A 13541-nucleotide genomic window follows, 5' to 3' on the forward strand; every position below is an offset into this window, starting at 1 on the left:
TGACCGTCGCCCTAGAACGGTATGTCGTCCGTTGGCTCGAAGCGGACCTCGGGCACGGCACCGGCGGGCAGCGGGATGTTAGTCACGACAAAAAGATTGAGAATGTCCTCACGGTCCATGAAGAGAATTTGGGCTCGCTTGCTCTGATCCAGCTTGCCGCCGAGCCAATTCCGCGCCTGCTTGGTGATTTCGCCACCGGCGACGATGAAGGCGTGATCGACGAGGACGCGCCGGTTAAGCTCTGGATCGAAGATCTCGTGGCCAAGCATCATCGAGACCTGGTTGTAGATTTCGGCGATGTTGGCGTTGCCGGCCTTTGTGGCGCCCGATGAATCGATCTTGCCCTTTTTCGCCTGGATGCCGAAGTAGATTACGTGCATCGTAGGCAACGTGAAGCGCATCCAGATGTCCTTGCCGTACTCAAGCTGTTTGTCCGCGTGCCCGGCCGCCGTTATGCGATGGTAGCCGAGTTGCCGGAACATCGGCAGCAAGATCTCCTCGATCAACTCGTCCTCGCTGCACTTATCGAGGTAGTCCGACAGTTGCGACCGCTTCTTTATCTCTTCGGGCGCGAACGGCCGGTGCGGGTTCGAGACCTCCGTGACCTTATTGGTCTTGATGTGCCGGAACTGAAGCATCGCCCCTTCGTCGAAATAGGCTTCGTAACCCTCCTTCCGGAAAGGCGCATTTAGCACCTCGAGTGCCGATGACCGATCAGGGTCACCATCAACTGCCTCGGAACGATCCATGAGTGTCCTAAACAGGTGGACGAACCTGGGCGGCAAGGCATTCGGCTGGGCCGACGGCTCTGCCAACAATTCTGTGAGCCTGTCCGCCGCCCAGATCGCCCGAGTGGAGCCGTCGTGCCGAAATGGTAGACCGCAGTCCTCGAAAAACTCGCTGATGTAGAAGCTGGAGCGGTACGGAAAATGCTTCGCATCCCCCACGACACACTCTGCCAGCGCCCGCATGTTTTTGGTTTTAAACTGCATTCCATTTCCAAGGCCGATTCAGCAAAACTATGATAATATAACAGCTCTGCAAATTGTATGGCGGCTCGTTCACCGGTTTGTTTAAGTTATGAGGGGTGATGCGGCCGAGAAGATATCAACCCGCGACTTTTCCCGAGACGCGAAGTGATTGTGAGCGCCTGAAAGAGAGCAGATGACGCGCCAACGGCACAATTCAGGCCAGTGTGTATTTCGGGATTTCGTGTCGTGAACCCAACTGGCCGCAATGGTTGCAAGCGGAAATTCAAGATTTGTGCGGCTGGAACAGTTGCCTGACGGCGACGCTTACGCGCCGCCGTCGAACTTCATGACGGGGATGCCCAGCTTGCGCGCCTTGTCCGCGAGGTTCTCCTGGATGCCGGTGCCGGGGAAGACGAGGACGCCGACCGGCAGGACATCGAGCATGGCGTCGTTACGCTTGAAGGGAGCGGCCTTGCCATGCTTCGTCCAGTCCGGGCGGAAGGTCACCTGCGGCACCTTGCGATTATCTGCCCAGCGGGAGGCGATCAGTTCGGAGCCCTTCGGTGTGCCGCCGTGCAAGAGCACCATGTCGGGGTGCTTGGCGTGGACCTTATCGAGCTTCGCCCAGATCAGGTGATGGTCGTTGAAGTCGGCGCCGCCGGTTACGGCAACCTTGGGTCCGGCAGGCAGCAGTACCTCGGTTTCGGCCCGGCGCTTGGCGGCGAGGAAGTCGCGGCTGTCGATCATCGCCGAGGTCAGATGGCGGTGGTTGACCATCGAGCCGGCTCGTGGCCGCCAAGCGGTGCCGGTGTGGTGCTCGAAAGCTTCCGCCGAGAGGTCACGGAAGAGTTCCATGCTGTTGCGCCGCTCGATAAGGGTCTGCCCTTCTGCCGTGAGGCGTTCGAGTTCGACCGACTTCACCTCGCTGCCGTCCTGTTCCCGCTGAAGGCGACGCTGCGCCTGCTCGTTGTCGTCGAGTTCCCGCTCCACCCGGCTGGCGGCGCGGTGGAAGAGGTTGACGGTTCCCCAGAGCAGATCGTCGAGGTCGGGTTCGAGCCGAGTGTCGCCGAGCGTGGCGACGAGGGCATCGAAGATATCCGCGACCGCGGCGGCTATCATGTTGCCCTCTGGCAGCGGCCGGGGATCGGGTTCATCCCGGAACGGACGCCAGCCATAGAGCTGGAGTTCGGTGAGGAGATGATCGGTGGGGGATGAGGTGCGGGCCGCATCGAGACTCAGGTGTTCGTCTGCGTTCATCATCGGGAGCGTCCTTCTTTCCGAGACCGCGCCCATCGCGGCCTTCGCAGGCGTCGAAGCTCACAGGCGGGACGGACTGGCACCCGGAGCGAAGCGCAGGGCTCGATGGCCAAGGCCGGCTATTTTGCCTCGCGATGCAAAGGCGGCTGCCCACCGCGCGCGCCGTGTCGCGTGCGGTGAGCAGCCGCCGGCGGAAAATAGTCGGCCGCCGCGCCATTGCCCGGCCGGCCCGTTTGTGAGCCGATCGCCCTCTTGAGAAGGCCGTGGGCGCCGCTCTCTGCGACAATGAAGGATGTTCCGATGATGAACGCAGACGCCGATGAAGAGAAGAGCCTGGCCGCGCCTCATTCCCCACCGCGCTCCTCACGCCTCCATGAACCGGCTGACGTCCTCGGGATGAAGCTGTTCCTTGAGGACCGCCCGGAGGGCATCGACGCCGCGCTGACGCAGATCGTCGTTGAAGTCCGCGCCGATCGGCGACACCGCAATCGCCTCGATCCCGACGCTTTCTGCTCTGGCCATCAGGCTGTCTCTTGCAGCGTTGCCTGCCGGGTCGCGATCTCGCAGAGTATAGAGCCTGCGCAGCGTTGCCGGGAACAGGATTGCGGCGAGGTGTGCGGCCGAGAGCGCCGCCAGCATCGGCATTTGGGGCAAGACCTGACGGGGCGACAGAACGGTCTCGATCCCCTCCCCGGCGGCGAGCACCTCATCGGCAATGCCGAAGCGGACGCCATGCCCGAGAAGATCGCCCATCGCCCGTCTCGGCGTCTCGACAGGCGCCTTGCCCGAACCGTCCGGAGCGAGCCCAAGAGGAGCAAGATACGTGCGGTGCGCGCCGGTCTGCCGTCCGTCGAGGTCGGTGACGGAAGCGACCATCGCCGGCCAGATCTCTGTGGGAGAACGCTCGCCCGCCCAATAATAACACCGTGGATGGTAGCGCAGCGCGGCGGTGCCGGAGAGCGACCTGATCGCCCGCCCGTTGAGGTAGATCTCCGCAAGTGTTCCGGGGATTGGCCGGGACATGGTGAAGAGCCGCCGCGCCGCTTCAGGCGAACGGACGGCCACGTTCGTTGTTCCGCCGGGCGGTCTCCTGGTCTTCGCCGGTCCGGGATGCGGGAGTGAGAGGAACCGGCGCGCTTCCTCGACAACCTGCCTGAAGTCGACAAGGCCAAGCGCCTCGCGGATGACATCGAGGAGGTCGCCGTGCTGTCCCGTCGCCATGTCGGTCCATTTGCCCGCCGCCCCTTTGCCGGTTTCCGGCCCGGTCAGGCGCACGAACATGGACCGGCCCGGACTGTTCTTCACGTCGCCGACAATCCAGTATCGCCCGGCGCGCCGACCGGACGATAGATAGTGGCGGCAAACCGCCTCGGCATTGCGGCCGAGACGGATTGCCAGATCGGAAACATCGTGGCGGGACATCAGGCCGCCTCCCGCTCCGTAATACGCTCGACCGGATAGGTGTCGAGCAGCTTGCCGAGAACAGCCGGACCGGACGCGTCGACAGGCACGAAGAAGCGAAGCTTCCACGAAATGATCTCCGTGAAGAGACCATAGACGCGCAGGCGCTCCCGCATGGCCTCGGTAAAACCGGAAAGCTCGATGCGGTTCGCGCCCATGACACGGACGCGGCGAAGCTGCAGGTCTTCGGCAAGATCGAGGATCGTGCGGCCATCCAGAAGCGCGGCGAAGGCATCGTCCGCCGCAAGCGATGCCGTGCCCATCGCGGTCGCGTTGGCAGCCCAGGCCGGAGAGACACGGCGGCCGATGATGCGCTCGCCGTCATCGGTCTGGAGCCGATAAACCCGCGTCGACTCGTTCGGCAGGCGCTTCCACACCGGCAGGAGAAGCCCGGCGACCATATGGATGGTGGTGTCGGAGAATTGCGGGACCTCCGAGACTTCCCGGCTCCAGATGGCGGCGAAGGTATCGTGGTCGGTTTCCTCCCAATGGCTTTCGGCCATCATCTTCAGCGATGCGTGATGGTGGTCCATCGGCCGGATAAGCCGGACGCGCCGCTCGATCTCGCCATCGTCGAGCATCAGCGAAGGAGCCGGAACCTGCACGGCGGCACGGCCCGACTTGGAGTTCACCAGCAGCTTGCCACGATTATCGTCGGCAAGGGCCAGAGCCTCTTCCAAAACCTTCGGCCGGTTGCGCCGCCGCTCGGTGATGGTGAGCAGCCGCGTCTCCGCGCCCGTCGCCGGATGGATATAGATCATCTTCCGGTCGCTGACGACGAAGCTTTCGGCCGTCAGGGTCTCCAGCCCGACATCGTAGACGCCGCTGGCGACGGCTCCTTGCACCTTGGCGTCGAGTAATTGCTCAAAGGCGGTAAACAGGATGCCCTGAAGCTCAATGGTGAGCGCCAGCAGGCGGTTCAGGAAGGTCGTAATGGACGGCAGCTCATCCTTGATACCGTTCGGGTCCGTCAGCTTCAGGCCGGTGGCCGTCTCGAAGCAGTCGAGCGAGCAGCCCTCGATCTTACCCCGCACCAGCAGGAGATAGAGCTGACGCAGGGCGTCGCGGGCATAAGACGATTCCAGATTGTCTTCAGGGCGGAACAGCCCCTGCCCGCCCGTCTGGCGCTGGCCTCGCGTGATCGCGCCGAGCGTGTCGAGACGCCGGGCGATGGTCGATAGGAAGCGCTTTTCCGCCTTCACATCGGTCGCGATCGGGCGGAACAGGGGCGGCTGGGCCTGGTTCGTCCGGTTGGTGCGGCCGAGGCCCTGAATGGCGGCGTCGACCTTCCAGCCCGGCTCAAGCAGATAGTGAACACGCAGCCGCCGGTTTCGCGCCGACAGATCGGCATGGTAGCTGCGCCCGGTTCCGCCCGCATCCGAGAAGACGAGGATACGCTTCAGGTCGTCCATGAAGGCGGCGGTCTCCGCGAGGTTCGCGGACGGCGCGCGGTTCTCGACCACAAGACGGTCGCCCTTGCGAACGATACGGCGCGAGCGGCCCGTCACCTCGGCGACCTGTGTCGTGCCAAAGCGCTGGACGATCTGGTCGAGTGCGCCGGGAACGGGCGGGAGCGAAGCCAGCCGCTCGATCAGCTCGTCGCGGCGGGCGACGGCTTCGCGGCTTTCGACGGGCTGTCCATCGCGATAGACCGGCCGCGACGACAGATTGCCTTCGGAGTCGGTGAACGGCTCGTAGAGCTGTACCGGAAAGGAATGGGCGAGATAGTCGAGCACATATTCCCTCGGCGTGATGTCGACGCGGACATCGTTCCATTCCTCGGTCGGGATCTCGGCCAGCCGGCGCTCCATCAGCGCTTCGCCGGTCGAGACGATCTGGATCACGGCGGTATGGCCCTCCTCCAGATCGCGCTCGATCGAGCGGATCAAGGTCGGGGTCTTCATGCTGGTGAGCAGATGGCCGAAAAACCGCTGCTTGGCCGACTCGAAGGCGCTGCGGGCGGCGGACTTGGCCTGCCTGTTCAGCGTGCCATCGCTGCCGGTGATATTGGCCGCCTCCATCGCCGCATCGAGATGATTGTGGATGATGGCGAACGCTCCGGCATAGGCATCGTAGATGCTCCGTTGCTCGTCGGTGAGCTGGTGCTCAACCAGCTCATATTCCACGCCGTCATAGCTAAGCGAGCGCGCGGTATAGAGGCCGAGCGAGCGAAGGTCGCGGGCCAGAACCTCCATAGCCGCGACGCCGCCATCCTCGATCGCTTCGACAAACTCGGCGCGGGTGGCGAACGGGAAATCGTCACCGCCCCACAGCCCGAGCCGCTGCGCATAGGCGAGATTGTGGACGGTGGTGGCGCCGGTGGCCGAGACATAGACGACGCGGGCATCGGGAAGCGCGTGCTGCAGCCGCAGGCCGGCGCGTCCCTGCTGCGAAGGGGCGACATCTCCGCGTTCTCCCTTGCCTCCGCCGGCGTTCTGCATCGCGTGGCTCTCGTCGAAAATGATTACCCCGTCAAAATCGGAACCCAACCATTCGACAATTTGTCGGACGCGCGAAACCCTCTCCCCACGGTCGTCGGAGCGTAGCGTGGCATAGGTCGTAAATAGGATGCCTTCATGAAGCGTGATCGGCTTTCCCTGGGGGAAGCGCGACAGCGGCGTGATCAGCAGGCGCTCCATGCCGAGCGCCGACCAGTCGCGCTGCGCATCCTCGATCAGCTTGTCGGACTTCGAAATCCACACGGCCTTGCGGCGTCCGCGCAGCCAATTATCCAAAATAATACCGGCCGATTGGCGGCCCTTGCCCGCGCCGGTGCTATCGCCGAGCATGAAGCCGCGGCGGAAGCGCACGGCACCCTTGGCGTCAGTGGGCGCGGACTGGACGAGATCGAAGGTCTCATCCACCGTCCAGGATCCGGTAAGATAGCCGGAATGTGCCTCACCGGCATAGATGACGGTCTCCAACTGGGCGTCGGACAGGAGATCCCGAATGTTCGCCGGGAGCATCGGGCGATAGCTCGGCTTTGGCGGCGCGACGCTCGCCATCGCGGCGGACTGCACGAGCTTGGTGGGATGCGCCTGAGAGCCGGGAATACGGATCGACTGCAATTCGTATTCCTCATAGATGGCATCGGTCAGCCGGGTGCCCCCGGGCGGCGTCCAGTCAACGGTTTCATAGGCGAGCTCCACACCCTCCGGATCGGCGGCAACGGTCGCGATGGGACGCACAGCGGATGAGCGCGCAAGATAGCCGCGCACAGATCGGGGCGTTGCGGCCGGAAGCACCGCCGGGATTTCCGGCAGCGAGACCGGCAGACGTGGGGGCACCTGCGCCTCGATCCATCCGAGCAGCGTTGCGACATCCGGCGCCATGCCCGGCGACGCCGGGAAGACAACGGGATCAGCGGCGGGCGTCTTGTCTATGATGGTTAGCCGCGTCGGGAAGGCCGTGCCATGCTTGGCATAGACCGAACCGGCTATTGCCGCAGAGAAGACAATCGTGCCCCGCTCCTGCAAGCGGACGAAGGCATCGCGCCAGTTGGGAAGGTCCGGCCCGACATTGGCCCCGGTAATCGTCACCAGCCGCCCGCCGGGTGCAAGGCGGTTCAGCGCCGATGCAATATGGCGGAAACCGGCATCGGCTACGCGCCCAGCGACGTTCGCCAGAGCCGAAAACGGCGGGTTCATCAGCACGACTGAGGGCACGGTGCTGGCCGCGAGATGATCGTCGATTTGGGCTGCGTCGAAGCGCGTCACGGCAATGGCCGGAAAGAGTGAGGCGAGCAGATCGGCGCGAAGCTCGGCCAATTCGTTGAGGATAAGAGAGCCGCCGGAGATCTCGGCGAAGATGGCGAGGAGACCCGTGCCGGCCGATGGTTCAAGCACGATATCGTTCGGCGTGATGGCGGCCGCGGTCGCTGCCGCGAGACCCAGCGGCACCGGCGTCGAAAACTGCTGGAGCACCTGGCTCTCCTCGGAGCGGCGCGTATGCGTCGGCAGGAGGCCGGTGATTTTCGTCAGGGCGGAAAGCCGCAATACCGGAGAGGCGGCTTTACGGAAAAGCGCACGTCCGTACTTGCGCAAAAACAGAACGGTCGCCACCTCGCAGGCGTCGTAGGCCGCTTTCCAGTTCCAGGCGCCAGCAGTGTCGGAAGCGCCGAAGACTGTTTCCATGGCCGCGCGCAGGATGGCGGCATCGATACGTTCCCCGCGTTCAAGATGGGCAAGAAGACGGTTGGCGGCGCCAAGTATGGCGGGCGTATGAGCAATGGGCGCGACCGAAGCGGCCACGGGCAAAGTGATGTTCATGTGAGAAGCCTTGAGGAGAGCGGAAACAGGAGAGCCGGCGCAGCGCTCTCTCAACCGCCCAGGCTCACCCGTCCCGCCGGTCCTCTCCCTCTCCATGCATGGCGACAGCCCGCATAGAAAAAGCGCCTCGCCGGAAAGCGAGGCGCTGGACCAAATCACCCGAAACGGCGGCCGTTTACGGTGAAGGTATATTCGTTGGCGGCGATCACCGCATCGACGGCTTCGTCCGAGGTCAGATATTCGTATTCATATTCGAGCTGGCGATAGAGCCAGCCTGCCAGATCGCGAAGCGCCTCAATCACGATTTCCTCGGCATCCGCCGTCACGTCCTGACAGGTCGGACTGTCGCGCGCGACCGAGATGGCCATGCAATTCTCATGATAATAATGACCGCGATGACTGGCTTCGGCGTGAAGCTGGTAGAAATTGCGGCGTTGGATAGCCTGAAGGGTGTCTGCAATCCCATGCAGCGCCGCATCCTTCGGCGCGTAGGCACGGATCCGATGCGGAGCATCCTGCTCATAGGAATAGAATGTCTCGAAGCAGGCGCCGTCGCCCTGACTCCAAAAACCGCGGAACCAGATGCAGGGCTTCTGTCGAGTGCCCCCGCCCAGAAGGGGAACGGCGCGGGTTTTGAGGCGCAGCCCCAGGATTTCCGCGATCTGCTGGAAATCCCCGTAGACTGAATCATACCAGTCGTAGTCGAAACCGCCTTCGCGGTACCAGGCACGCGCCTTCTCCTTGGCGGCATCGGACAGTTCATCGAAGCGATAGACCGTGGTTTCGATGATTTTACTCATCGGCATCACCTCCATCGAGAACCTGCGTGAAATGTATGGAATGGTCGGCCATGTCAGGCTCCTTAAAACGGAAAACCCGGCGCGATGGCCGGGTCGGATTTACGGGAAAATGGAATGCGTGATCGTGAGCCTCACTCGGCCTTAAGCAGTGCCATCCGCGCGGCCTGCCGCCAGTCGGGGTGAACGAGGCGACCTTCGATTACGCTGGCGCGTATGCCGAGCCTGCGGGCGGTATTATAATTGTCCCAGCCCGCTTCGAAGGACGCTTCAGCGCGCAATTTGCTCGCCTCTTCCATCACGAGACGAGCTTCGTCGTCCGAGGCAACAGGATGACACCATTTGACACCGCCCCGTACGGGTTCACCGGCGAGAACCTGACATTGCTCGTTGTCGATAATGATGAACAAGAGCGGCTCGAAATCGGCGATCTCGTCGTCGCCGGTATCGATGTGAGCCTGCCCGGCGATCCGTTCAACGCAGGTTATGGCGTCGTTGAGGGTATCGCATTGGTCCAACTCGATGGTGAGCAAAACCTCAGAGGAACCATAGAGCGGATTGTCTTTCAGACTGGCTTCGCCGAGGCAGGTGACCCGCAGAGGAAATTTCCGGTGGAGCGCCGCGTTCGAGGACAAGTTCGTAGCGGTAACGGAGTTGAAGGTGTTCATCACGATTGTCTCCCTGACGGGCGGCGGAAGCCTCTCTCCCGCCCCACAATCCCGTCACGGCCAAACCGGTCGCACTCTCCCTCTCCTCGCCCTCATATAATTGGCCGTAGCCTGCATGAGAAAAGCGCCCCGCCGTGGAGCAGCAGGACGCTCCACATCAGTCAGTCGATGGCCTGGAATATCTCGGACGCCTCCGGATGGCCGGTCGAATAATCGTAAAGCCGCCCGTAACCACGCGCGAGAAACTCGGATTCGTACCGGAAGGAGAGATGCGAGAAGGTGAACAGCGTGGCGATGATACCAGCCGCCTCCGCCGAGACCTCGCCGCAATATTGGGTGATGCCGCCCTCAATTCTGCAGCGCTGCTGCGAGGCGGGCGCCAGGAACAACGGCTGGCCTTCATACTCGTAGAAATTCCAGAAGCCACCGCCATAATCGCGCGGGCTGAGCCGCTGCATGAATGTATAGACCGCGTTCTCGGCGACTATCAGAAGCGGCAGTCCGAATAGCCCCGGCAAGAACGTCTCGCGGCGATCCTGCGGAACGAGTGTAGCAAGGCGGGATGTGGTGGCCTGTGTTGTCATCGGGCTTTCTCCGGAGAGCGAAACGGGAAAGATTCGGACAGCGCTCTCTTTGCCCGTCCGAACCCATCCCGGCCCCAGATGGCCCTCTCCCTCTAAATCCCCTCTAGACGGCTCCGCAGCAGAGTAATTCCAATAAACTGGTGGGCGTGAACAGTTTTCGGAAATCGCGAAGTTGCAGCAAAGATACTACAATAACTCAGTGATTCGAGGAGATATAAGAATGGTATCTGTTATTTGGACCCCAGCAGACAAACCAACAGAACGGCACGTTGTTGTGCATGCACACCGCGACGGAATGCCAGCCGCAGACAAGGGTTATTTCTTTCTCAGTGATGAGAGCGACTGGGGTGGATCTGGTCCGTTTGACATGAGATTGGACGAGGTCATTGACCGGGCGAAGCAAAAGGCCTCGGACGAGGGACTTCACACCGTCGTCGTGGTTCGCAAACCCTGATGAGCACCCACATCCGCTTGATGGAATAGCTTGTATGCCTGCGATCAGCACTGATCTTTTCAAGAAGAATTTCACAACCACACCCAAGACGGTAAGCGCTGAAGTGCGGGCGTTTTGCCAGCATATCAGTCCCGACCACGAGCCTACCTATGTGCCAGTGTCTCCGGATGCCGGTGCGTTGCCCTCGGAGTGCTTTAACAACGTGGCGAGCAAGGTCGAACGCGATGGCGGAACGCTGGTCTATGGCTGGCTGATTTGGGAATGGCCCCGTGTCTTTGTCGAAGCCGAGCATCATGCGGTGTGGGAGCAAGATGGCGTTCTCACCGATATCACGCCCTATGTGAATGACGAGCGGCAGATCCTATTCCTGCCCGATCCAACGCGTACATATGATTTCATCACGCAGAAACGCCTGATCAACATCAAGAAAAACTTGGGTAAACTGACATCAGTTGATGATTGGATCGCGGCGGCCGACCGGTTGCATCGTGCTATCAAGACGAACTCCATAGGGAACCACTTTATGCTTGAGCGCTCATATCTCGCGTCGATGGATCAGGAGATCCGAAATGCTTTGGGATTGGTATTTGTCGATCTAGCCAAGAGCACAGGCCCCAATAGCCAGTGTTTCTGCGCAAGCGGCCGCAAGTTCAAGAAATGCTGTGGACCGCTCATCCAGCTTCACCCCTAACAGTACCCAGGTTGTCATGACAAATGGCCCGGTGCTTTAAAGGAAGCACCGGGCCACGGTGAAGTTGTGGGTCTATCGATTACACAAAATCACTCGGCCGCGATCATTGGGGCTTCGTTGTTTTCTTCGGCGTAGGACAGCCCGTCCTCGTCGATGTCCTCGGAGAGGAAGGCGGGCAACGTGTCGCTACTACCCCCTTGATTGCAAGCGTCGGACCTGCGCAGCGGTTCCGGCAGCCAGCCGCTGTCCGCCAGAAGGCGTTCGGCTTCCTTGGCCATGTCGCCCTTCTTGAGGTGATCGATGAGCTGCGCCGCCCGTTCGCCCGCGCCTTCCCATACCGCTTCGAGGATGCGCGGCTTGGTCACGCGGCCGAGATAATTCTCGGCAGTCGTCCTGAATCCGGCGTCTACCATGTCCAGACCGACGGCTCGCGCCAGCCGATCCGCCTCGGCCATGCGACGGTCGAGCCCCGCCTGCGAGATGCCAGTGGTGCTATAGGGATTCGGCCGTTCGTAGAGCGCGTTGATCCCGTAGGCGACGCAGTGGGCGAGCAGCGCCAGGCGACTGGCCTCGTCAAGCGTGGCGAGCCAGTCCCAGAGAGCGTCCTCCTCATTCGGCAACTCAGCCTTCCAGTCTTCATGACGCCGCATGACGGATTTCGCGTAAGGAGCCTCCGCGAGATCCTTGCCCTGCTCGCGGAAGAAGACATGCGTGACGGAAGCCTGCAGGCTGGCGCCTGACGTGCTGGCGCGTTGGAAGGTGTCGCGTACCACTTTGTAGAGCAGCGCCGTGAGGGCGACATGCGGATTGGCTCCGACCGCATCGCGTAACGCCAGGGTGCGATGCGCCGTCAGTTCGGTCACAAGCCGTTCCGGAAGCGGCTTGATGGCATCCTCCTCTTCCTCCTCCGGCTCGGCCGGCTGCCCGCTGAGCGTGATGACGGCACGCTGGACGGAGGCTGCAACGGAATCAGCACCGGCACCGCCAGCCTCCCTGGTTCCCGCGCCATCGGCATCCATCTGGGGCTCGTCCTCGGAGCGGACATATCCGCGATCCACCAACAACGATCCGTCGGCATCGATGCCGATGAAGACGCCGGCGATGGCGATGTCGGCAGGATCGTAGACCATCGGCCGCTTCTCGAATGCCTTGAGCGCCGTCTCGATCTCGCCGAGACGCTGATCGATTTCGTCGGGCAGCTCGTCGGCGCCTTCATATTCCGCCTCGAGACGATCATATTCCTCGCGCAGTGCATCGCGAGCGGCGCGCTCCTCATCCGTCAGATCGGCGAAGGTGCCGGCAAGCGCGCGAAGGCTGTGATCGTAGCCGTAGGGAAGATTGATATCGACGGCGATCCATTTCCATCCCTCGGTGGCGATCTCGTCGGCGGCAGCCTTCAGCTTCTCCGCCACCAGCCGGTCGAGCAGCGGCACATCCTCCAGCCACCCCTCCCCGTCGTCATCGAAGAGATAGCGCGGCAGCAACGAACCGCCCGCCGCGATATAGGCGTCGATGCCGACGAAGAGCGCACGCTTGTCGGAGGCGGGAACGCTGGTTTCGGTCAGCATCTGACGGATGCGCCAGGGCTCGCGATAGTAGGACTGTTTGACCGCATCCCATACCTGCTCCTGACGACCATGGTCCGGATGCGCGGTGAACGCTTCCAGCGTCGCGAGCGTCATGCCGTTCTGGGCATAGACCTCGTGCAGCACCGGCGAAACCTTGGCGAGCACCAAGCGCTGCTCGACATAGCGCTGGGTGGTGAAATATGCGCTGGCCACCTCCTTGGTGCTCATCCCGCCGTCGACCATGCGCTTGAACGCCTTGAATTGGTCGAGCGGATGGAGCGCGAGCCGGAAGGTGTTCTCGGCGAGCGAGTCATCGATAGCCGAGGTCTTGGCATCGGCCTTCTTGACGATGCAAGGGACAAGCCCGTCCTCCGGGAAGCGGCCGGTCTTGACCAGCCGTGCGATCGACCTGTAACGGCGTCCGCCCGCAGGGGTCTCAAAATCGCCGGTCTCGTTGCCATCAGCATCGAGGATAGCGCGGACATTGAGGCCCTGCACGAGATCCTCGCGGCGCTCGATGTCGGAGGTGAGTTCATCGAGGCCGACATCAATATCGGTTTCGCGAACATTGCTGTCCGACAACCTGATCCGGTTGAACGGAATATCGCGCGCCCGCGAGAAGACGATCATCGGGGCAGGTTTCTTCTTGGCAGCTTTGGCCATGGTGGTTTCTCCGCGACGGGCGCCGAGAGCCTCTCTCTCAGCCCGAAACCCGTCGAGAAGCGCAGCGCCGCCCCTCTCACTCTGGAGGGCAGCGCCACGCAATCGGCAAAACGGAAATGCGCAAAGCCGGAGAAACTGCATTTCCGGCTTTGGGCAAAT

Annotated in this window: 10 protein-coding genes; 2 read left to right on the plus strand and 8 right to left on the minus strand. The window is 62.2% G+C overall.

All coding sequences use genetic code 11. The annotated features are described in order from the left end of the window. Positions 1 to 11 precede the first annotated feature (11 nt). From C7477_RS11270 to C7477_RS11300, 7 genes are all read right to left on the minus strand, one after another. Entirely contained in the window at positions 12 to 992 is a 981-nt protein-coding gene (locus C7477_RS11270; RefSeq protein WP_110752131.1) for a hypothetical protein, read from the minus strand. Positions 993 to 1295: 303 nt separating this feature from the next. Beyond that, entirely contained in the window at positions 1296 to 2228 is a 933-nt protein-coding gene (locus tag C7477_RS11275; RefSeq protein ID WP_110752232.1) for a DUF2493 domain-containing protein, read from the minus strand. A 363-nt stretch (positions 2229 to 2591) separates the two neighbouring features. Continuing rightward, on the minus strand, positions 2592 to 3650 hold the full coding sequence (locus C7477_RS11280) for a DUF7146 domain-containing protein (protein WP_110752133.1): 1059 nt from the start codon (positions 3648 to 3650) through the stop codon (positions 2592 to 2594). Further along, on the minus strand, positions 3650 to 7957 hold the full coding sequence (locus C7477_RS11285; RefSeq protein ID WP_110752135.1) for a strawberry notch family protein: 4308 nt from the start codon (positions 7955 to 7957) through the stop codon (positions 3650 to 3652). Before C7477_RS11285 ends, C7477_RS11280 begins: the two co-directional genes overlap by 1 nt. Positions 7958 to 8112: 155 nt before the next feature. Next, complete coding sequence (locus C7477_RS11290) at positions 8113 to 8757, minus strand: antitoxin of toxin-antitoxin stability system (protein WP_110752234.1); 645 nt, start codon at positions 8755 to 8757, stop codon at positions 8113 to 8115. A 131-nt stretch (positions 8758 to 8888) separates the two neighbouring features. Beyond that, complete coding sequence (locus C7477_RS11295; protein ID WP_110752137.1) at positions 8889 to 9422, minus strand: hypothetical protein; 534 nt, start codon at positions 9420 to 9422, stop codon at positions 8889 to 8891. 161 nt (positions 9423 to 9583) lie between these two features. Next, the gene (locus tag C7477_RS11300) at positions 9584 to 10006 is read right to left on the minus strand and encodes an antirestriction protein (RefSeq protein ID WP_110752139.1); all 423 of its coding nucleotides are present in this window, start codon (positions 10004 to 10006) and stop codon (positions 9584 to 9586) included. A 220-nt stretch (positions 10007 to 10226) separates the two neighbouring features. On the opposite strand from C7477_RS11300, the gene C7477_RS11305 reads away from it, so the two are divergent. Further along, entirely contained in the window at positions 10227 to 10460 is a 234-nt protein-coding gene (locus tag C7477_RS11305; protein WP_110752141.1) for a hypothetical protein, read from the plus strand. Between the two features lie 34 nt (positions 10461 to 10494). Next, on the plus strand, positions 10495 to 11151 hold the full coding sequence (locus C7477_RS11310) for an SEC-C metal-binding domain-containing protein (RefSeq protein WP_110752143.1): 657 nt from the start codon (positions 10495 to 10497) through the stop codon (positions 11149 to 11151). Between the two features lie 89 nt (positions 11152 to 11240). Here C7477_RS11310 and C7477_RS11315 read toward each other — a convergent pair whose 3' ends face one another. Then, complete coding sequence (locus C7477_RS11315) at positions 11241 to 13382, minus strand: ParB/RepB/Spo0J family partition protein (RefSeq protein ID WP_110752145.1); 2142 nt, start codon at positions 13380 to 13382, stop codon at positions 11241 to 11243. Positions 13383 to 13541 lie beyond the last annotated feature (159 nt).

The sequence above is a fragment of the Paramesorhizobium leguminum genome (assembly GCF_003217235.1).
In the GTDB taxonomy this organism is placed as follows: domain Bacteria; phylum Pseudomonadota; class Alphaproteobacteria; order Rhizobiales; family Rhizobiaceae; genus Paramesorhizobium; species Paramesorhizobium leguminum.

What these genes read in the sequence shown, in the direction of transcription:
- C7477_RS11275 (WP_110752232.1), bottom strand. Translation starts at nt 2,228, where the DNA reads ATGAACGCAGACGAACACCTGAGTCTCGATGCGGCCCGCACCTCATCC.
- C7477_RS11270 (WP_110752131.1), bottom strand. Translation starts at nt 992, where the DNA reads ATGCAGTTTAAAACCAAAAACATGCGGGCGCTGGCAGAGTGTGTCGTG.
- C7477_RS11305 (WP_110752141.1), top strand. Translation starts at nt 10,227, where the DNA reads ATGGTATCTGTTATTTGGACCCCAGCAGACAAACCAACAGAACGGCAC.
- C7477_RS11300 (WP_110752139.1), bottom strand. Translation starts at nt 10,006, where the DNA reads ATGACAACACAGGCCACCACATCCCGCCTTGCTACACTCGTTCCGCAG.
- C7477_RS11290 (WP_110752234.1), bottom strand. Translation starts at nt 8,757, where the DNA reads ATGAGTAAAATCATCGAAACCACGGTCTATCGCTTCGATGAACTGTCC.
- C7477_RS11285 (WP_110752135.1), bottom strand. Translation starts at nt 7,957, where the DNA reads ATGAACATCACTTTGCCCGTGGCCGCTTCGGTCGCGCCCATTGCTCAT.
- C7477_RS11295 (WP_110752137.1), bottom strand. Translation starts at nt 9,422, where the DNA reads ATGAACACCTTCAACTCCGTTACCGCTACGAACTTGTCCTCGAACGCG.
- C7477_RS11315 (WP_110752145.1), bottom strand. Translation starts at nt 13,382, where the DNA reads ATGGCCAAAGCTGCCAAGAAGAAACCTGCCCCGATGATCGTCTTCTCG.
- C7477_RS11280 (WP_110752133.1), bottom strand. Translation starts at nt 3,650, where the DNA reads ATGTCCCGCCACGATGTTTCCGATCTGGCAATCCGTCTCGGCCGCAAT.
- C7477_RS11310 (WP_110752143.1), top strand. Translation starts at nt 10,495, where the DNA reads ATGCCTGCGATCAGCACTGATCTTTTCAAGAAGAATTTCACAACCACA.